The 17,774-nt window shown below is 69.7% G+C and carries 19 protein-coding genes and 1 tRNA gene; 11 read left to right on the forward strand and 9 right to left on the reverse strand.

What is annotated here, in order from left to right:
- Positions 1 to 4 precede the first annotated feature (4 nt).
- Positions 5 to 454, reverse strand: coding sequence for a thioredoxin TrxC (trxC, locus tag AC3A6R_RS25740; RefSeq protein ID WP_487862496.1), 450 nt, complete (start codon positions 452 to 454; stop codon positions 5 to 7).
- 29 nt (positions 455 to 483) lie between these two features.
- Between trxC and pdeM the strand changes: the two genes are divergently transcribed.
- A complete protein-coding gene (gene pdeM / locus AC3A6R_RS25745; protein ID WP_487862497.1) occupies positions 484 to 1,176 on the forward strand; it encodes a ligase-associated DNA damage response endonuclease PdeM in 693 nt (230 codons plus the stop codon).
- Between the two features lie 45 nt (positions 1,177 to 1,221).
- Here pdeM and AC3A6R_RS25750 read toward each other — a convergent pair whose 3' ends face one another.
- Genes AC3A6R_RS25750 through AC3A6R_RS25760 form a run of 3 tightly spaced genes read right to left on the reverse strand, consistent with a single transcriptional unit; the run spans position 1,222 to position 3,317 of the window.
- Positions 1,222 to 1,767, reverse strand: coding sequence for a TPM domain-containing protein (locus AC3A6R_RS25750; protein WP_487862498.1), 546 nt, complete (start codon positions 1,765 to 1,767; stop codon positions 1,222 to 1,224).
- A gap of 2 nt (positions 1,768 to 1,769) precedes the next feature.
- The gene (locus AC3A6R_RS25755) at positions 1,770 to 2,705 is read right to left on the reverse strand and encodes a TPM domain-containing protein (RefSeq protein ID WP_487865978.1); all 936 of its coding nucleotides are present in this window, start codon (positions 2,703 to 2,705) and stop codon (positions 1,770 to 1,772) included.
- 12 nt (positions 2,706 to 2,717) lie between these two features.
- Positions 2,718 to 3,317 carry a LemA family protein gene (locus AC3A6R_RS25760; RefSeq protein WP_487862552.1) on the reverse strand — a complete coding sequence of 200 codons (600 nt, stop codon included), beginning with the start codon at positions 3,315 to 3,317 and terminating at the stop codon, positions 2,718 to 2,720.
- Between the two features lie 47 nt (positions 3,318 to 3,364).
- Here AC3A6R_RS25760 and AC3A6R_RS25765 point away from each other — a divergent pair, with 47 nt between their 5' ends.
- The 4 genes from AC3A6R_RS25765 to AC3A6R_RS25780 are packed head-to-tail and all read left to right on the forward strand — an operon-like array spanning position 3,365 to position 6,243.
- Complete coding sequence (locus AC3A6R_RS25765; RefSeq protein ID WP_487865979.1) at positions 3,365 to 4,132, forward strand: Rossmann-fold NAD(P)-binding domain-containing protein; 768 nt, start codon at positions 3,365 to 3,367, stop codon at positions 4,130 to 4,132.
- Positions 4,133 to 4,179: 47 nt separating this feature from the next.
- Positions 4,180 to 4,632: a YybH family protein gene (locus AC3A6R_RS25770; protein ID WP_487862501.1), complete on the forward strand. Its 453-nt coding sequence runs from the start codon at positions 4,180 to 4,182 to the stop codon at positions 4,630 to 4,632.
- Between the two features lie 12 nt (positions 4,633 to 4,644).
- Positions 4,645 to 5,658 (forward strand): YheT family hydrolase, encoded by a 1,014-nt coding sequence (locus tag AC3A6R_RS25775; RefSeq protein ID WP_487865980.1) that lies wholly within the window; start codon positions 4,645 to 4,647, stop codon positions 5,656 to 5,658.
- A gap of 18 nt (positions 5,659 to 5,676) precedes the next feature.
- Positions 5,677 to 6,243, forward strand: coding sequence for a DUF2946 family protein (locus tag AC3A6R_RS25780; RefSeq protein ID WP_487865981.1), 567 nt, complete (start codon positions 5,677 to 5,679; stop codon positions 6,241 to 6,243).
- Positions 6,244 to 6,311: 68 nt separating this feature from the next.
- Here the strand turns inward: AC3A6R_RS25780 and AC3A6R_RS25785 are convergent, their stop codons facing one another.
- The 4 genes from AC3A6R_RS25785 to AC3A6R_RS25800 form a co-directional block, all read right to left on the reverse strand.
- Positions 6,312 to 6,950: a c-type cytochrome gene (locus tag AC3A6R_RS25785; RefSeq protein ID WP_487862504.1), complete on the reverse strand. Its 639-nt coding sequence runs from the start codon at positions 6,948 to 6,950 to the stop codon at positions 6,312 to 6,314.
- A 113-nt stretch (positions 6,951 to 7,063) separates the two neighbouring features.
- The gene (locus AC3A6R_RS25790) at positions 7,064 to 8,503 is read right to left on the reverse strand and encodes an efflux transporter outer membrane subunit (RefSeq protein ID WP_487865982.1); all 1,440 of its coding nucleotides are present in this window, start codon (positions 8,501 to 8,503) and stop codon (positions 7,064 to 7,066) included.
- Positions 8,490 to 11,657 carry an efflux RND transporter permease subunit gene (locus AC3A6R_RS25795; RefSeq protein WP_487865983.1) on the reverse strand — a complete coding sequence of 1,056 codons (3,168 nt, stop codon included), beginning with the start codon at positions 11,655 to 11,657 and terminating at the stop codon, positions 8,490 to 8,492. Before AC3A6R_RS25795 ends, AC3A6R_RS25790 begins: the two co-directional genes overlap by 14 nt.
- 18 nt (positions 11,658 to 11,675) lie before the next feature.
- Positions 11,676 to 12,950 (reverse strand): efflux RND transporter periplasmic adaptor subunit, encoded by a 1,275-nt coding sequence (locus tag AC3A6R_RS25800; protein WP_487862507.1) that lies wholly within the window; start codon positions 12,948 to 12,950, stop codon positions 11,676 to 11,678.
- A gap of 182 nt (positions 12,951 to 13,132) precedes the next feature.
- Between AC3A6R_RS25800 and AC3A6R_RS25805 the strand changes: the two genes are divergently transcribed.
- The 3 genes from AC3A6R_RS25805 to AC3A6R_RS25815 all read left to right on the forward strand — a co-directional run bounded on the left by AC3A6R_RS25805 (position 13,133) and on the right by AC3A6R_RS25815 (position 14,776).
- Complete coding sequence (locus tag AC3A6R_RS25805) at positions 13,133 to 13,804, forward strand: TetR family transcriptional regulator (RefSeq protein ID WP_487862508.1); 672 nt, start codon at positions 13,133 to 13,135, stop codon at positions 13,802 to 13,804.
- 43 nt (positions 13,805 to 13,847) lie between these two features.
- Positions 13,848 to 13,922: transfer RNA gene (locus AC3A6R_RS25810), tRNA-Arg, on the forward strand.
- A 125-nt stretch (positions 13,923 to 14,047) separates the two neighbouring features.
- Complete coding sequence (locus tag AC3A6R_RS25815; RefSeq protein WP_487865984.1) at positions 14,048 to 14,776, forward strand: glutathione S-transferase; 729 nt, start codon at positions 14,048 to 14,050, stop codon at positions 14,774 to 14,776.
- On the opposite strand, the gene rsmI is transcribed toward AC3A6R_RS25815, so the two are convergent.
- Positions 14,755 to 15,741: a 16S rRNA (cytidine(1402)-2'-O)-methyltransferase gene (rsmI, locus tag AC3A6R_RS25820; protein WP_487865985.1), complete on the reverse strand. Its 987-nt coding sequence runs from the start codon at positions 15,739 to 15,741 to the stop codon at positions 14,755 to 14,757. The two genes, AC3A6R_RS25815 and rsmI, sit on opposite strands and share 22 nt — an antisense overlap.
- 54 nt (positions 15,742 to 15,795) lie before the next feature.
- Between rsmI and AC3A6R_RS25825 the strand changes: the two genes are divergently transcribed.
- The 3 genes from AC3A6R_RS25825 to AC3A6R_RS25835 all read left to right on the forward strand — a co-directional run bounded on the left by AC3A6R_RS25825 (position 15,796) and on the right by AC3A6R_RS25835 (position 17,657).
- Positions 15,796 to 16,164: a YraN family protein gene (locus tag AC3A6R_RS25825; RefSeq protein WP_487865986.1), complete on the forward strand. Its 369-nt coding sequence runs from the start codon at positions 15,796 to 15,798 to the stop codon at positions 16,162 to 16,164.
- Between the two features lie 87 nt (positions 16,165 to 16,251).
- Positions 16,252 to 16,890 (forward strand): SIS domain-containing protein, encoded by a 639-nt coding sequence (locus AC3A6R_RS25830; protein WP_487865987.1) that lies wholly within the window; start codon positions 16,252 to 16,254, stop codon positions 16,888 to 16,890.
- The gene (locus AC3A6R_RS25835; RefSeq protein WP_487865988.1) at positions 16,887 to 17,657 is read left to right on the forward strand and encodes a BON domain-containing protein; all 771 of its coding nucleotides are present in this window, start codon (positions 16,887 to 16,889) and stop codon (positions 17,655 to 17,657) included. Before AC3A6R_RS25830 ends, AC3A6R_RS25835 begins: the two co-directional genes overlap by 4 nt.
- Positions 17,658 to 17,774 lie beyond the last annotated feature (117 nt).

A 17,774-nucleotide genomic window follows, 5' to 3' on the forward strand; every position in this document is an offset into this window, starting at 1 on the left:
CGCGTCAGCCGGCGCCGTGCGTCTTCACCCAGCGCACGATGTCCGCTGCGCCCATGGCCCCAGCCTGCCGCGCCACCTCGCGGCCGCCGCGAAACAGCGCGAGCGTCGGGATGCTGCGGATGTTGAAGCGCGTGCCCAGCGCCGGCACCGCCTCGGTGTCGACCTTGGCGAGCCGCACCTGCGGCTCGAGCTGCGCCGCCGCCTGCTCGTAGGCCGGCGCCATCTGCCGGCAGGGGCCGCACCAGGGCGCCCAGAAGTCGACCAGCACCGGGATCTCGCTGCGCGCGATGTGCCGGTCGAAGGTTCTCTCGTCGGGCAGGGCCGTCGAATGGCCCGCGAACAGCGGCCGATGGCAGCTGCCGCAGTCAGGGGCACTGCCCAACTGGTCCGCGCGCACGCGGTTGGTGGTGTGGCAGTGTGGGCAGACGATGTGCAGGGGTTGCGATCCGGTCATACCGACGAACTGGGGTCCGCCGGGCGAAAATGCAAGCCGTGAGTTCCCCGCATGCCCCCGCCGCCGCGCTCGCCGTCGAATGGGCGGGCGCGTCGTTGCACCTGCTGCCCGAGCGCGCCGTCTGGTGGCCGGACGCGCGCGTGCTGTTCGTGGCCGACCTGCACCTCGGCAAGGCCGCGACCTACCGCGCCCTCGGCCAGCCCGTGCCCGGCGGCACCACGCGGCAGAACCTGGCCCGGCTCGACGCGCTGATCGCGCGCCTCGCGCCGCAGCGCATCGTGTTTTTGGGCGACTTCCTGCACGCGGCGCAGGCGCGCACGCGCGAGGTGCTCGCGGCGCTGGCCGACTGGCGCGCGATGCATGCGCAGGTCGGCATGACGCTGGTGCGCGGCAACCACGACAGCCGCGCTGGCGATCCGCCCGCGGCCCTCGCCATCGACGTGGTCGACGAGCCCTGGCTGCTCGGCCCGTTCGCCTGTTGCCACCATCCGCAGCCGCATGCGGGCCATTTCGTGCTGGCAGGCCACCTGCACCCGGTGTGCCGGCTCTACGGGCCGGGGCGCGACAGCGTGCGACTGCCGTGTTTCGTGAGCGAGGCGGGCCAGGCGGTGCTGCCGGCCTTCGGCGAGTTCACGGGCGGCTGGCTGGTGGAGCGGGCGCCGGGGCGGCGCTTCCATGCGGTGGGTGGCGACGCGGTGTGGGCGCTGCCGGGCGAGGGCTAACGAATCCGGCTCCTTCCCCCGGCGGGGGAGGGAGAAAGACAAAAATCAGAGCACCACGGGTTCGTCCGGCAGTTCGTTGCTGTCGGGCTGGTCGTCGGCCAGCGGAAAGTGCGCCACCAGCAGCGCCGAGACCTCGCCCAGCGCCTGCGTGAGCCCGTCCTCGAAGCGGCCTTCGCGGAAGGCCGCGCCCATGCGCCGGGCCATGGCGGCCCATTCGGCCGCATCGACCTGCGCGCTGATGCCGCGGTCGGCCACGATCTCGATCGCGTGCTCGGCCAGCAGCAGATAGATCAGCACGCCGTTGTTGTTCGCGGTGTCCCACACGCGCAGCTTGCCGAACAGCGTCACGGCGCGTTCGCGCGGCGCGGCGTGGCGCCGCAGGTACGACCAGGGCAGTCCCGCCTCGATGCAGATGCGGATCTCGCCGCTGTGGCGGCGCTCGCTCGCGGCCACGCGCGCGCCCAGCCGCTCCAGGGCGTCGGGGGGGAGCACGCGCCGCACGTCGGACTCGTCCATCCACCGATGGCGCCAGATGCGGCCCAGCTTGCCGAAGAAGCCTGGGGTCGTCGTCGTCGTTGCTGCTGCTGCCATGCCTACCAATCCCCCGAGGCGCCGCCGCCGCCGAAATCGCCGCCACCGCCGGAGCTGAAGCCACCGCCGCCGCCACCACTGCTCCAGCCGCCGCCACCACCGCCGCCCCAGCCGCCGAACCCGCCGGTGCTCGCGCCGCTGCGACTGCCGAGCCGCGGGCTCGATGCGGCCACGGCGGAGAACAGCGACACCATGAAGGCGGCCATGGCCGCCAGCACCGCGATGACCACGCTGGTGGTGATGAGGAATGCGACCACGCCGATGCCGCCGCCCATCACCACCGAGCCGAGCTTCTTGCCCGCCATCGAACGCAGGATCGGCGCCGCGACGAATACGCCGATGAACAGGAAGATCGCAAGGTTTTCCCAGTCGATGTCGCCATCGCCCGTGCCCGCACCGCCTCCCTGCGACGGCTCGGGCAGCGCCTCGCCGTCGACCAGGCCGATCAGGCGGGCCACGGCCGCATTCACGCCGCCCGCGAAGTCGTTGTTGCGAAAGCGCGGCTTCATCTCCTCGTCGATGATGCGGATCGCCGCCAGGTCGGGCACCGCACCCTCGAGCGTCTTGGCCACTTCGATGCGCATGCGGCGGTCGTCCTTGGCCACGATCACCAGGATGCCGTCGCCGACGTCGCGGCGGCCGATCTTCCAGGCATTGCCGACGCGGTTGGCATAGCTCGCGATGTCCTCGGGCGCGGTGGTGGGCACCATCAGCACCACCATCTGCGAGCCCTTGCGCTGTTCGAAGGCGGCGAGCTTGGCGTCGAGTTCGGCGCGCTCGGCTTCACCCAGCGTCGCGGTCTGGTCGATCACGCGCGCGGTGAGCGCGGGCACGGGCAGCAAGTCTTGCGCCGCGGCCGTGGCCACGAGACCGGTCCACGCGGCCGCCCCCAGCAGGACGGCGGCCAGCGCGTGGCGAATCGTCAGGGCGAAGCCCATCGACCGGCCGTGTTACTTCTTCGGCGCCGAGAAATCGACCGTCGGCGGCGTCGAGATCTGCGCTTCGTTCTGTACCGAGAAGTTGGGCTTCGGGTCGTAGCTGAAGACCATCGCAGTGAGGTTGGTCGGGAAGCTGCGCGCCAGCACGTTGTACTCCTGCACCGTCTGGATGTAGCGGTTGCGCGCCACGGTAATGCGGTTCTCGGTGCCCTCGAGCGTCACGCGCAGGTCGCGGAAGGCCTGGTTGGCCTTGAGTTCGGGGTAGCGCTCCGACACCACCATGAGCCGCGACAGCGCCGACGACAGCTCGCCCTGCGCCTGCTGGAACTTGTTGAACGCCTCGGGGTTGTTGAGCGTTTCGGGCGTGACCTGGATCGACGTGGCCTTGGCGCGCGCCTCGATCACCTGGGTCAGCGTGTCCTGCTCGAAACTGGCCTCGCCCTTCACGGTGGCGACGATGTTGGGCACCAGGTCGGCGCGCCGCTGGTACTGGTTGAGCACCTCGCTCCAGGCCGATTTGCTGGCTTCGTCCAGCGACTGGAACTGGTTGTAGCCGCAACCGCTGAGCGAGAGCACAGCGGCAAGAATCAGGAACCAGCGTTTCACGAACATCATTTGCATTACCTCCGCAGAAGAGCCGGAAGGTAGCATAGCCGGCCATGTCCCTCGATCCCCTCCAGGCCCTGCAGGCCGCGAACCGCGCACTGCCGCCCGCAGCGAAGGCGCCCATGGGCACCGTGCTGATCGCCGGGGCCACCGGTGCGCTGGGTCAGGAGTTGTTGCATCTTTTTGCCGGCAACAAGCGCTTCGCGCGCGTGCGGCTTCTGGCCAGCGAGCCGGTGCGCGACGGCATGCGCGGCGTCGAGACCTGCATGGCCGACCCGGCCGTGCCGTTCGCGCAATGGCCGCTGGCGCCGGCCGATACCGCCGTCGTCGCCTTCGATCCGCCGCGCCTCTACCACGACCGCGAGCGCGCCTTCTGGGCACCGCAGCCCGGCGACCTGCCCGCGCTGGCGCTTTGGCTGCGTGCGAGTGGCGTGCGCACGCTGGCCATCGTGCAGCCGCACGACCAGGGCCGCCTGCCCGAGGCGCTCAAGCGCGGCCTGGCGAACCTCGACGAGCATGCGGTCGTGGCCTGCGGCTTCCAGCGCGTGATCATCGTGCGCTCGGCGCGCAAGCCCGCCGACGCGCGCCTCGCCAACCCTGCCGAGCGGCTGGCCGCATGGATGCTGTCGACGCTGCGCTACATGGTGCCGAGCAGCGAGCAGCCGGTGCGCGCGTCGAAGGTGGCCGCCCTCGTCGAGCTCGCGCTGCGCATCGCACCGCCGGGCGTGCATGTCGCGTCGCCCGAACTGGTGTGGCAGGCCGCGCAGGGCGACATGCAGGCCGTGGCCGCGCGTTGGCTGGGTCTGCCCGTGGGGGAATGAGAAGGGGTGCAGCACCGCCGTCACGGGCGGCGCGGCAAAATCACGCCATGCCCAAAACACCACTCCGTGCGGCCGCGGCCGTCGGCGGCACCGCCGACGACGTCGAAGCCGCCTTCTACGAGGCGCTGCAGCGCGGCGACATCGATGCGCTGATGGCCTGCTGGGCCGACGAGGACGAGGTGTTCTGCGTCCATCCGGGCGGTCCCCGGCTGGTCGGCGCGACGGCGATCCGCGCGGCTTTCGAGCAGATGTTCGCGAATGGCGCCATTCATGCCACGCCGGCGCGCGTGCGCAAGATCGAGTCGCTCGGGAGCGCGGTGCACAACGTGCTCGAACGCATCGAGGTGCTCACGGCCGAAGGCCCCCGGCACGCCTTCGTGCTCGCCACCAACGTCTATCACAAGGCCGCCGAGGGCTGGCGCCTCGTGGCGCACCATGCGAGCCCCGGCAGCGCGCGCGAACCGAACGACGCGAGCGAGTCGCCCCAGACGCTGCACTGACGGAGGATTCCGGTGGACTACGCGGCCCCGCGCTGGCTGCCCGGCGGCAACCTGCAGACCATCTGGCCGGCGCTCTATGCCCGGCGTTTCCATGGGCGGCCCCCGGCCTACCGCCGCGAACGCTGGGCCACGCCCGACGGCGACTTCATCGACGTGGATTTTGCCGAGCCGCTCGCGTCGCAGCCCGGCGCGCGACCACTGCTGGTGCTGTTCCACGGGCTCGAGGGATCGTCGCGCAGCCACTATGCCGAGGCCTTCGCCGCCTTCGCAAGCAAGCGCGGCATGGCGTTCGCGGTGCCGCATTTCAGGGGCTGCAGCGGCGAACTCAACCTCGCGCCGCGCGCCTACCATTCTGGCGACCACGAGGAGATCGACTGGATCCTGCGCCGCCTGCGCGACCAGCATGTGCGCCAGGGCGGCGGCCCGGTGCTGGCCGCGGGCGTCTCGCTCGGCGGCAACGCGCTGCTGCGCTGGGCCTGCGAGGCGGGCGAGAGCGCGCGCTCCGTCGTGGCCGCCGTGGCTTCGGTGTGCGCGCCGCTCGACCTCGCGGCCGGTGGCCAGGCGATCGGCCGCGGCTTCAACCGCCTGGTCTACACGCGCATGTTCCTCGCGACCATGAAGCCCAAGGCGCTGGCCAAGCTGGCGCAGTTTCCGGGTCTGTTCGACCGCGAGCGACTGCTGGCGGCGCGCAGTCTTTATGAATTCGACGACGTCTTCACCGCGCCGCTGCACGGCTTTCGCGGCACCGACGACTACTGGGCGCGGGGCTCGTCCAAGCCGCTCTTGCGCGCGGTCCGCGTGCCCGCGCTGGTGGTGAACGCACGCAACGACCCGTTCATTCCAGCCGAGAGCCTGCCGGGCCCCGCCGACGTCGCGCCGCAGGTCACGCTGTGGCAGCCGGCGCATGGAGGGCATGTGGGCTTTCCGCTCGGGCTGCCGCCCGGCCACCTGCGCAGCATGCCCGAACGCGTGGGCGGCTGGCTGGCCGCCATGGCGAGCGGTTTGCCGACGCCGCCCGCGCCCTGAGGCGCGCACAATCCCCTCATGGACGACATCGTCAAACAGGCACTCGCCAAATGGCCCAACGTGCCGCACTGCTACGGCTGGCTCGGCCTCGACGCGCGCGGCAACTGGTACATGCGCGACGACCGCACGCAGGCCGAGGGGCCTTTTCCCGCTGCGAAGGGCTCGATGCTGCGGCACGACAAGCTGATCGAGTTCATCCACCGCAACTACGACCATGACGACGAAGGCCAGTGGTTCTTCCAGAACGGCCCGCAGCGCGTCTATGTCGAGCTGGAGGCGGCGCCCTTCGTCTGGCGCATCGCCGACGCCGGGGGTTTTGCCGTCACGGCCCACACCGGCCAGGCGGTCGACGAAATCTCGGCGTGCCTGCTCGACGAAGCGGGCCGCCTGTACCTTGCGGCAGCGCCTTGGGGCCTCGGCTTGGTCCACACGCAGGACGTGGGCCTTGCGGCCGATGCGATCGAGCAGGGGCTCTGGACGCCCGAGCCGGTGCAATCGGACGACTTGCCGCAGCGCTTCGGCCACGTGCTGAGCCCGGAGGGGCGCCAGCCTGTCGCCGCCGCAGCGCCGCTATCGAAACCATAGCTGCGGCCGTGCGGCGCGCATGAAAAAGCCGGCGAGAAGCCGGCTCTTTTTTCGGGGCTTGCGAGCGCTTACTTGCTGGCGCTCGCAGCCGGTGCGGGTGCCGATGCGGCGCCTGCAGCCGGAGCCGAGGCCGCGCCTTCGGCGGGTGCCGCGGCAGCTGCGGGGCGGTCGGGCACCGCGAACTTGCCGCCGGCCGAGTTGGCCAGGTAGACAACGGCACGGCCGATTTCGAGGTCTTCGAAGTCGCCGCCGCCTTGCGGTGGCATCGCGCCCTTGCCGCGCAGCGCATGCTCGAGCAGCGTGTCGTAGCCCTGGCCGATGCGTGGGCCCCAGGCGGCGGCATCGTTCAGGTGCGGTGCGCCGGGAATGCCGGGCGCGCCGTGGCAGGCGATGCACTGGGCCTTGAAGACCGCCTCGCCGGCTGCGAGCGGACGGTTGGCGTCGCGGATCTCGATGGCGCCGACCTTCTTGAGCCGGTCGGCCAGTTCGCGGTCGCGATCGGCTTGCGAGACGCCGTACAGCGCCATGTTGTCGCCTTCTGCCGTGCCCGAGGGCTTGTTGCCCGAGACCACATAGGCCACGAGGCCCACGATGATCAGGATGGGAGCAAGGAAGGAAAAAAATACCGCGAGCAGCAGTTGCTTCGGGTTCTTGATGGGGCCGGTGTGGGCTTCTTCTGTGGCCTGGTAGTGCGGGTCTGCGCTCATGGCGTCCTCAATAACGGGGGCTCGTCGGGGGGCTTTTTCGAATCAACCGGCGATTATAGAGAGGCCCTCCGCCAAAGGACGGAAGGCCGCTCGCAAGCCGTCGCGCGAATGCCTCAGCCTTGGCCGTTGGCACCCTCGCGCGCGGTCCAGCCGCCGCCCAGGGTCTTGTACAGCGTGACCTGGTTCTGCAACTGCAGCAGCCGCGTCGTGATGGCCGACTGCTGCGCGATGTAGAGCGAGCGCTGCGCGTCGAGCAGGTCGAGCGCGCTCGCGATGCCGTTGCGGTAGCGCAGGTCCGAGAGCCTGAAGCGCACGGCCTCGGCCTCGGCTTGCGCGCGCTGCGCCCGCACCTGTTCGCCCAGGGTGGCGCGGCCGGCGAGGGCGTCCGCCACTTCGCGGAAGGCGGTCTGGACCGACTTCTCGTACTGCGCCACCGCGATCCCGCGTCCGGCCTTGGCCGCATCGAGCCCCGCGATGTTGCGGCCGGCGTCGAAGATCGGCAGCGTGATCGACGGCGCGAACGACCAGGCCTTGGTGCCGCTGTCGAACAGGCCCGAGAACTCGCTGCTCACGGTGCCGATCGAGCTGGTCAGCGCCACGCGCGGGAAGAAGTTCGCGCGGGCCGCGCCGATGTTGGCATTGGCCGCGATCAGCTGTTGCTCGGCCGCGCGGATGTCGGGCCGCTCCACCAGCAGGTCGGATGGCAGGCCCGCGGGCACGTCGGGCATGGGCCGGACGCCTTCGAGGCCCGGGGCGCCGCCGGCCGTGGCTTCGGCCGGCACCGGGGCGCCGAGCAGCAGTGCCAGCGCGTTCTCGTCCTGCTGGCGCGTGCGCAGCTGCTGTGCATAGGAGGCGCGCGCGGTCTCGGCGAGCGAGTTCGCGGCCTGGAAGTCGAGCTCGGACGAGACGCCGTTGTCGAAGCGCAGCTTGGTCAGGCGCACCGATTCCTCGCGCGTGGCGAGCGTCTGCCGCGTGAGCTCGAGCAGCGCGTCGTCGGCCATCAGCGTGAGCCAGCCGTTGGCGACCGCCGCGACCAGGCTGATCTGCGTGGCCTTGCGCGACTCCTCGGTGGCCAGGTATTGCGCGAGCGCCTGGTCCTTCAGCGCGCGGATGCGGCCGAAGAAGTCGATCTCCCAGGCCGTGACGCCCAGGTTGACGCTGTATTGCGACGAGACGCTGCCGGCGCCGCTGTCGAACGCCTGGTAGGGGTTCGGGCTCGAGCGCGAACCGCTGCCGCTGACACCGACCGCCGGGAACAGGTCGGCACGCTGGACCTGGAACTGCGCGCGCGCCTGCTCGATGTTGAGCACGGCCACGCGCAGGTCACGGTTGTTCGCCAGCGCGGTGCGGATCAGGCCCGCGAGGCGCGGGTCGGTGAAGAAGTCTTCCCATGCGACGGTGGCCGCGGCCGGGCCGGCCGGCTGTGCCGGGTCGCCCGGAAAGGTGGTCGGCACCGGCGCCGCAGGGCGCTCGTAGGTCGGGATCAGCGAGCAGCCCGCCAGGAGCAGGGCCGCTGCCAGCGCAGTGGGAATCAGTTTCTTATTGGGTGTCATGTTTTTCCTCCGTGATGCCGGCGGCTTCCGCATGGCGCCGGTCGGCTTCGCGCTGGCGCGCGCTGCCCTTGAACAGGCTGCGCACGAGCACGAAGAACACCGGCACGAAGAACACCGCGAGCGCCGTGCCCGTGATCATTCCGCCGATCACCCCGGTGCCGATGGCACGCTGGCTCGCCGAGCCCGCGCCCGAGGCGAGGACCAGCGGCATCACGCCCAGGCCGAAGGCCAGCGAGGTCATGATGATCGGGCGGAAACGCAGGTGCGCCGCGGTCAGCGCGGCCTCGACCACGCCGCGTCCCTGCGCCTGCAGGTCCTTGGCGAACTCGATGATCAGAATCGCGTTCTTCGCCGACAGGCCGATGATGGTGATCAGGCCCACCTGGAAGTACACGTCGTTCGAATAGGCGCGCAGCAGCGTCGCCGCCAGCACCCCGATCACGCCCAGCGGCACCACCAGAATGACCGACAGCGGGATCGACCAGCTCTCGTACAGCGCGGCCAGGCACAGGAACACCGCCAGGATCGCGAAGCCGTAGAGGATCATGGCCTGCGAGCCCGCGAGCTTTTCTTCACGCGACTGGCCGGTCCATTCGAAGCCGAAGCCCTGCGGCAGCTGCGCGGCGAGCTTTTCCATCTCGTCCATCGCGGCACCCGTGCTGAAGCCCGGCGCAGCGTCGCCGCTGATGCGGATCGCGGGGTAGCCGTTGTAGCGCACGGTCTGCGTCGCGCCGGTGACCCACTTGGTGGTCGCGAAGGCCGCCAGCGGCACCGGCTCGCCCTGGGTGTTGGTCGCGTTGAGCCGCAGCAGGTCGTCGGGCTGCATGCGCGCCGGTGCATCGGCCTGCACCACCACGCGCTGCAGGCGGCCGCGGTTCGGGAAGTCGTTGATGTAGCTCGAACCGAGCGCGGTCGACAGGGCGGCGTTGATCGCGTCGAAGCCCACGCCCAGCGCATTCGCCTTGTCGCGGTCGATGTCGATCTCGAGCTGCGGCGCATCCTCGAGGCCGTCGGGCCGCACCTGCGCCAGCACCTTGCTCTGCGCGGCCATGCCGAGCAGCTGGTTGCGCGCATTGATCAGCGCCTCGTGGCCTGCGCCCGAGCGGTCTTGCAGCCGGAAGCTGAAGCCGCTGGCATTGCCCAGCTCGGGAATCGGCGGCGGGCTCAGCGGGTAGATGAACGCGTCGCGGATGCCCGACAGCGCGCCGAAGGCACGGCCGGCCAGCGCACTCGCCGAGTTGGCCGGGTCCTTGCGCTCTTCCCAGTCCTTGAGCGTCACGAAGGCGAGGCCCGCGTTCTGGCCCTGGCCCGAGAAGCTGAAGCCCATCACGCTCACGATGCTCTGCACTTCGGGCTGCTTCATGATGAAGCCCTCGACCTGCTGCATGACCGACAGCGAGCGCTCTTGCGTCGCGCCGGGCGGCAGCTGCACGTTCACGATGATGTTGCCCTGGTCTTCCTGCGGCAGGAACGAGCTCGGCAGCGTGGTGTAGAAGTACACCACCGCGCCGATGATCGCGGCGTAGATCACCATGTAGCGCGCAGCGCGGCGCAGGATGCGCGCGACCACGCTCTCGTAGCCCTTCGCGGTGCGCGAGAAGCCGCGGTTGAACCAGCCGAAGAAGCCGCGCTTCTCGTGGTGGTGGCCGGCTTCCACCGGCTTGAGCAGCGTCGCGCACAGCGCCGGCGTGAGCGACAGCGCCATGAAGGCCGAGAAGCCGATCGACGCCACCATCACCGCCGAGAACTGGCGGTAGATGTTGCCGGTCGAGCCCGCGAAGAACGCCAGCGGCACGAACACCGAGATCAGCACCACGGTCACGCCGATGATGGCGCCCGAGATCTGCTGCATCGCCTTGCGCGTGGCCTCCAGCGGTGGCAGGCCTTCCTCGCTCATGATGCGCTCGACGTTCTCGACCACCACGATCGCATCGTCCACCACGATGCCGATCACCAGCACCATGCCGAACATCGTCAGCACGTTGATCGAGAAGCCCAGCGCGAGCAGCGTGGCGAAGGTGCCGAGCAGCGCAATGGGCACCACGATCGTCGGAATGATCGTGTAGCGCCAGTTCTGCAGGAACAGGAACATCACCAGGAACACCAGCACCACGGCTTCGAGCAGCGTCTTGACCACTTCGGTGATCGACAGCTGCACGAAGCGCGAGCTGTCGTAGGGGATGTCCCATTTCACGCCCTGGGGGAAGAAGCGCTCGAGTTCGGTCATCTTCGCGCGCACCGCCTTGGCCGACTTCAGCGCGTTGCCGGTGGGCGTGGGCTGCACGCCGATGCCGACCGCGGGCACGCCGTTCAAGCGGGCCGAGGTGGCGTAGCTCTGGCCGCCGAGTTCGACGCGCGCCACGTCCTTCAGGCGCACGGTGGAGCCGTCGGTGTTGGCGCGCAGCACGATCTCGCGGAACTGCTCGACGCTGGTGAGCTGGCCGTTGACCGTCACCGTGGCGGCGATCGCCTGGCCCGGCACGTTCGGCAGGTCGCCGAGCGTGCCCGACGCCACCTGGGCGTTCTGGGCGCGGATCGCGTTGTTGACGTCGGTTGCCGACAGGTTGAAGCCCTGCAGCTTGGTCGGGTCGACCCAGATGCGCATCGCGTTCTCGGAGCCGAACAACTGCACCTGGCCCACGCCCTCGATACGCTGCAGCTCGGGCACGATGTTGCGCGCGGCATAGTCGCCGAGCGCTACAGGGTCGAAGTCGGGGTTGTCCGACGACAGCATCGTGAACAGCAGGAAGTTGTCGCGCGACTTGTCGACGCGAACGCCCTGCTGCGTCACCGCTGCCGGCAGGCGGGGCGTGGCGCGCGAGAGCCGGTTCTGCACGTCGACCTGCGCCAGGTCTTCATTGGTGCCGGGCTGGAAGCTGATCGTGATCGCGCCGGTGCCGTCGGCCTGGGCCACCGACTCCATGTAGATCAGCCCGGGCGAGCCGTTCATCTCGCGCTCGATCACCGACAGCACGCTGTCCTCGAGCGTCTGGGCCGAAGCGCCCGGGTAGGCGACGTTGATCACGATGGCGGGCGGCGCCACCGGTGGATATTGCGCGATCGGCAACTGCGTGATGGACACGCCGCCGAGCACCAGGATGAACAGTGCGATCACCCACGCAAAGATGGGGCGATCGATAAAGAATTTGGCCATTGCGGGCGCGCTCCTTGATTACTTCTTCTCGGCCGTGGCAGGGGCCGGGGCCGATGCCGCAGCGGCGGCCGGGGCCGCGCCGTTGAGGTTCGGTTTCTGCCACGGCACCGCCTTCACCGGCGTGCCGGGCGGCATCATCTGCAGGCGCTGGAAGCCATCGACCATCACCTGTTCGCCGGCCTTCAGGCCTTCGAGCACCACCCACTGGTTGTCCTTGGCGGCGCTGATCTTCACCGTGCGCTGGCTCAGCTTGCCGTCGGCACCGACCACCGTCAGCGTGTCGCCCTGCTGCGTGCGCGTGACCGCCTGCTGCGGCACCGTGATCGCATTGCTGGCCTGTGCCTGCTCGAGCTTGACGCGCACGTACAGCCCCGGCAGCAGCTCGCCCTTCGGATTGGGCACTTCGGCGCGCAGCGTCACCTGGCCGGTCGTCGGGTCGACCGAGAGATCGGAGAACAGCAGCTTGCCGGCCTCCGAATACTCGGTGCCGTCCTCGAGCACCAGGCGGATGCTGGCCGCGTCTTCGCCGCTTGCGCGCTTGTACTGCCCCGCGGCCACCGCGCGGCGCAGCTTCAGCACCTCGGAGGCCGACTGCGTGAAGTTGACGTACATCGGGTTGATTTGCTGCACCACGGCCAGCTGGGTGGCTTCGCCCTGGCCGACCAGTGCGCCTTCGGTGACCAGCGCGCGGCCGATGCGGCCCGAGATCGGTGAGGTCACGGTGGCATAGCCCTGGTTGATCCGGGCGCTCTGCAGCGCGGCGCGGCTCGCGGCCACGTCGGCTTCGGCGGTCTTCTGGGCCGCCACCGCATTGACGTATTCCTGCTTGCTTACGGCATTGGCCTCGACCAGCGGCTTGTAGCGGTCGGCCAGCGCCTTGGCCTGAGCCGCATTGGCCTCGGCGCGCGCGAGCGTCGCCTGGGCGTTCTGCGAGGCAGCCACCAGCGGCGCCGGGTCGATGCGGAACAGCACCTGGCCGGCCTTCACGTCACTGCCTTCGCGGAATTCACGCTTGAGCAGGATGCCGGCGGCGCGGGCGCGCACCTGGGCCACGCGCGAGGCCTCCAACCGGCCGGGCAACTCGGTCACCAGGCCCACGTCGGTGGGGGCCGCCACGATCACGCCGACCTCCGGCGCAGGAGGCTTGCCGCCGCCAGCGGCACCTGCGCCGCCGCCCGGGCCCGCCGGTGCGTCGCTCTTGCCGCAGCCTGCGAGCGCCAGCAGAACGACGACAGCCACGGTCGCGAGGCGCGGCGAGGAAAACGATTGACGCGAGACATGCAGGAGGGGCATGCGAATCCTTTGAAGCAAAAACGGGGAGACGGCGTGTTCGCATCGCGAACGCAAAACCAGCGTCGGAGCCGGGCCATCAGGGAAGTCCCTATCTTACATACATTCATGGATGTATAGTGACAGCATTGTCGAAATGGCCCCACGAGAACGAAAGGGCTTGGCTTTACAAATCAGGAGACAGGGTGGCACGTCGTACGAAAGAAGAAGCATTGGCCACGCGGCATCGACTGCTCGATGCCGCGGAGCTGCTGTTTCAGGCGCAGGGCGTCTCGCAGACCTCGCTGCAGCAGATCGCGCAGCAGGCCGGCGCGACGCGCGGCGCCATCTATTGGCACTTCAAGGACAAGGCCGACCTGTTCAACGCGATGATGGAGCGCGTCATCCTGCCGCTGGAGGCGGGACCCGGCGCGGTTGGTCGGGTCGGGGACGGCAGCGACGATCCGCTGGCCGAGATCGAGGAGGGCATGGTGCATGCGCTGACCTTGATGACCACCGATCCGCAGGTGCGCCGCGTCTTCGACGTGGCCACCCACAAGGTCGAATACACGCACGACATGGCCTCGGTGCAGCAGCGCCACCTGGCCGCGCGCAACGCCTGCGTCACCGACTTCGAAAAAGCGCTCCGGCTCGCCGCGCGCCGCGACCAGATCAAGCTTCCGGTGCCCGGCCACGTCGCGGCGCAGGGGCTGCACGCGCTGATGAGCGGACTGATCCAGAACTGGCTGCTCGATCCCACGGCCTTCGACCTGGTGCCCACCGGCCGGCGCACCTTCCGGGTCTACATGGCCGGTTTGGGCTTTGTGCGGAACTCCAATGCGGGAACCGGGAACGAAGTCGAAACGGTGGCCGCCTGATAGGCGATAATCGGTGGCTCCGGTTCTGCCGGAAACCAAATTTCTCGCTGTATTTCAACGGATAGAATTCGGCCCTCCGAAGGCTGAGATCCAGGTTCGATTCCTGGCGGCGGGACCAAATATCGTGAAGCCGGACACTTGCAAGGGTGTCCGGCTTTGTTGTTTGTGGGTGTGGCGCATGGACTCGCCAGGGCCTTTGCGCCGCCCGTTGCAGCGCCCCACCGAGCCTGCCAACATGCCCGCATGACCTACCAACTTCATTACTGGCCCACGATCCAGGGCCGAGGCGAATTCGTGCGGCTCGCACTCGAAGCGGCCGGTGCAGATTACGTGGACGTGGCCCGGCTGCCCGAACCCAAGGGCGGCGGCGAATCGGCGCTCGCGCAGCGGCTCGACGACCCCGAGATCGTGCGCCCCGCGTTCGCGCCGCCGTTCCTGATCGACGGCGACATCGTGGTCGGGCAGACCGCGGCCATCCTGCTCTACCTGGGGCCGCGGCTCGGGCTCGCGGGTGTCGGCGAATCGGACGGGCTATGGACGCACCAGCTGCAACTCACGGTGGGCGACGTGGTGGCCGAGGCGCACGACACGCACCACCCGATCTCCACCGGCGCCTACTACGAAGACCAGCGCGACGCGGCCGTGCAGCGCGCGCGGGCCTTTCGCGATGAGCGGATTCCCAAGTACCTGAACTGGTTCGAGCGGGTGCTGCAGCGCAATCCCGCGGGGTCGTCGCACCTGGTGGGCGATGTGCTGACCTATGCCGACCTGTCGCTGTTCCAGCTGGTCGACGGCCTGCGCTATGCCTTTCCGAAGGCGGCCGCCAAGGCGCTGGCGGCCACGCCCGCGGTGGTGAAGTTGCACGACAACGTGAAGCGCCGCCAGCGCGTGCGCGAGTACCTGCAGAGCCCGCGCCGCATCGCGTTCAATGAAGACGGCATCTTCAGGCGCTATGCAGAGCTCGACGGCTGAGTTCCGTCGGCTTCGGCTTCCTTGCGCATGCGCAGCGCCGCCTCGTAGAGCGCATTGCGCGGCCCACCGCTGATCTCCGACGCGAGCCGTACCGCGGTCTTGACCGGCAGCTCGGCCAGCAGCAGCCGCAGCACGCGCTCGCCCTCGGCGCTGCCGCCGTCACTGGCGCTCGCCGCCACGGGATGCAGCACCAGCGCGAATTCGCCGCGCGTGCGGTCGCGGTCGGCTGAAAACCAGTCGGCCAGGGCGCTGGCCGCCACGGTCGCGATCTCCTCGAACTGCTTGGTGAGCTCGCGGCCCACGGTGACGGGCCGCGGCCCGAGCACCGCGAGCGCACGCGCCAGCGCCTCGATGCGGTGCGGCGCCTCCAGCAGCAGCACGGCGCGCGGCTCCTGCGCGAGCGCCTGCACGGCGGTGTCGCGCTCGCCGGCCTTGCTCGGCAGGAAACCGGCAAAGACGAAGGCGCTGCTGCTGCCCGCGCCCGCGTCGCCGCCGCTCTCGGCGACCAGCCCGGCTGCACTGATGAGCGTGGTGACGCTGCTGGCACCAGGCAGCGGCAGCACGCGCAGGCCGGCGGCGCGCACCGCGGCCACGAGCCGCGCGCCCGGATCGCTGACGCCCGGGGTGCCGGCATCGCTCACGTAGGCCACGCGCTCGCCCTGGGCCAGCCTCGCGACGAGGGCCTGCGCCGCCTCGGCCTCGTTGTGCTGGTGCAGCGCGACGAGCCGCGCCGAGGGCCGGTCGATGCCGTAGGCGCGCAGCAGGCCCTGGGTGTGGCGCGTGTCCTCGCAGGCGAGCGTGTCCACGAGTTGCAGCACATGCAGCGCGCGCAGCGTGATGTCGGCCAGGTTGCCGATGGGTGTGGCCACGATGTAGAGCGTGCCTTGCGGATAATGCTGCGCACCCGAGGCGTCTTGCGCGGCCGCAAGGGAGGCGCCGAAAGACGCGGGTGCGAGTGAAGCCAATGGGTTTCTCCGAAGACGCTACAAACAAAGAACAAGAGCCGGCAGGGAGCAAGCATGAAGACCCACACGACGACCAAGCGCCGCGGCGACGCGGCCGAAGACGCCGCGCTCGACCATCTGCAGGATGCCGGGCTGGTGCTGGTGGCACGCAATTATCGAACGCCCGGGCGCGGCGGCGGCGAGATCGACCTGATCATGCGCGATCCGCGCGACGGCACGCTGGTGTTCGTCGAGGTGCGGCAGCGCAGCGCCGGAACGCACGGTGGCGCTGGCGGCAGCATCACGGGCGTCAAGCAGCGGCGCATCGTCTTCGCGGCGCGGCACTACCTGCACGCGCTGCGCACGCTACCGCCGTGCCGCTTCGACGTGGTGCTGGTGGAAGCGCGCATCATCTGGCTGCAGGCCGCCTTCGATGCGGGCTGAATCCGGCCGCCGCGGGAACTGAACGCGCGCCTTCGGCTCCACATTGCAAACGTCTTGTTTCAACGCCCACCGGTATCATCGCGCCCCATGCTCGAGCAACGGATTCAGCAACATTTCATCGACAGCGCCGACCTCAAGTACCAGGCCGGCCCGGTTCTCAGTAAATCCATCTCGCAAGCGATGCAGGCGATCCTCGCCTGCGTGACCAGTGGCGGCAAGATCCTGGCCTGCGGCGGGGGCGTGTCGGGCTTGCTGGCAGCCCAGTTCGCGGCTCACTTCGTCGGGCGTTTCGAGCGCGAGCGGCCCGAACTGGCCGCGATCGTGCTGCCGGGCGACAGCAACGATCCCGCGGGCGACAGTGCCAACGCCGGCGACGCCGACCGCTTCGCGCGCCAGGTGCGCGCGCTCGGCCAGGCGGGCGACGTGCTGCTGGCGCTCAGTGCCAGCGGGCAGTCGGCCGCCGTGCTTTCTGCGGTGATGGCCGCGCACGAGCGCGACATGACGGTGGTGGCGCTGCTCGGCAACGCGGGGGTCGGTCAGGCGGCTGCGGCCGGCACGGGCGGCACCGGCGGCGCGATCGGGCGTGCGCTGCGCGAAACCGATGTCCAGATCGGCGTGCCGCACGAGCGTGCGGCACGCATCCACGAAGTCCACCTGCTCGCACTGCATTGCCTGTGCGACGGCGTGGATGCCCAGTTACTCGGAGAACAGGAAGCTTCCACATGACGACCACACCGTTCCAACGCCTTGCCATTGCATTCGCCTCGGGAGCCGTGCTGACGGCCGGGCTCTCGGCCTGCGTGCCGCTCGTGGTCGGGGGGGCCGCGGCGATGGGCGTAGGCATGGTGGCCACGGACCGCCGCAGCTCGGGCGCGCAGCTCGACGACCAGGGCATCGAACTGCGTGCGGCAGCGCGCGTGCGCGAGATCGCCAACGACCAGATGTACGTGAGCGTCACCAGCTTCAACCGCCAGGTGCTGCTGACGGGCGCCGTCGGCAATGAGGCCGACCGCCGCCGCGTCGAAGAGGCGGTGCAGCGCGTGGACAACGTGCGCTCGGTGGTCAACGAGCTCACCATCGGCCAGCCCAGCACCTTCCAGGAACGTTCGAACGACGTGTTCATCAGTGGCAAGGTCAAGGCCTCGCTGCTCGACGCGAAGGACATCTTCGCGAATTCGTTCAAGGTGGTGACCGAGCGCGGCGTGGTCTACCTGATGGGCATCGCGACGCGCCGCGAGACCGACCGTGCGACCGAGATCGCGCGCGGCATTTCGGGCGTGCAGAAGGTGGTGCGCGTGGTCGAGGTCGTGAGCGAGGCCGAGCTGGCCAACGAGGCCCAGCGCGGCGGCACAGGCTCGCCCGCGCCGGCCGGTTCGGCGGCACCGTCGTCGTCTTCGTCGCGCGTGCCGCTGCCGCCGATGGAGCCGCTGGCGCCTGCGCAGCAGCCACAGCCCTCGCAGCCCGGTGGCGTGGTGACCTTGCCGGTGCGCTGAGTTCGCAAGCGCCCGTCAGCAGAAAGAAGAAAGCCCGCTTGACAGTCTGTGTAAATAGTCTGCCGCCCGCTTAGATCGAGATGCCCCGCGAGAGCGGGGCATTTTTCGTTAGGCGAG

The sequence above is a fragment of the Variovorax sp. Soil_C_19 genome, assembly GCF_057657255.1.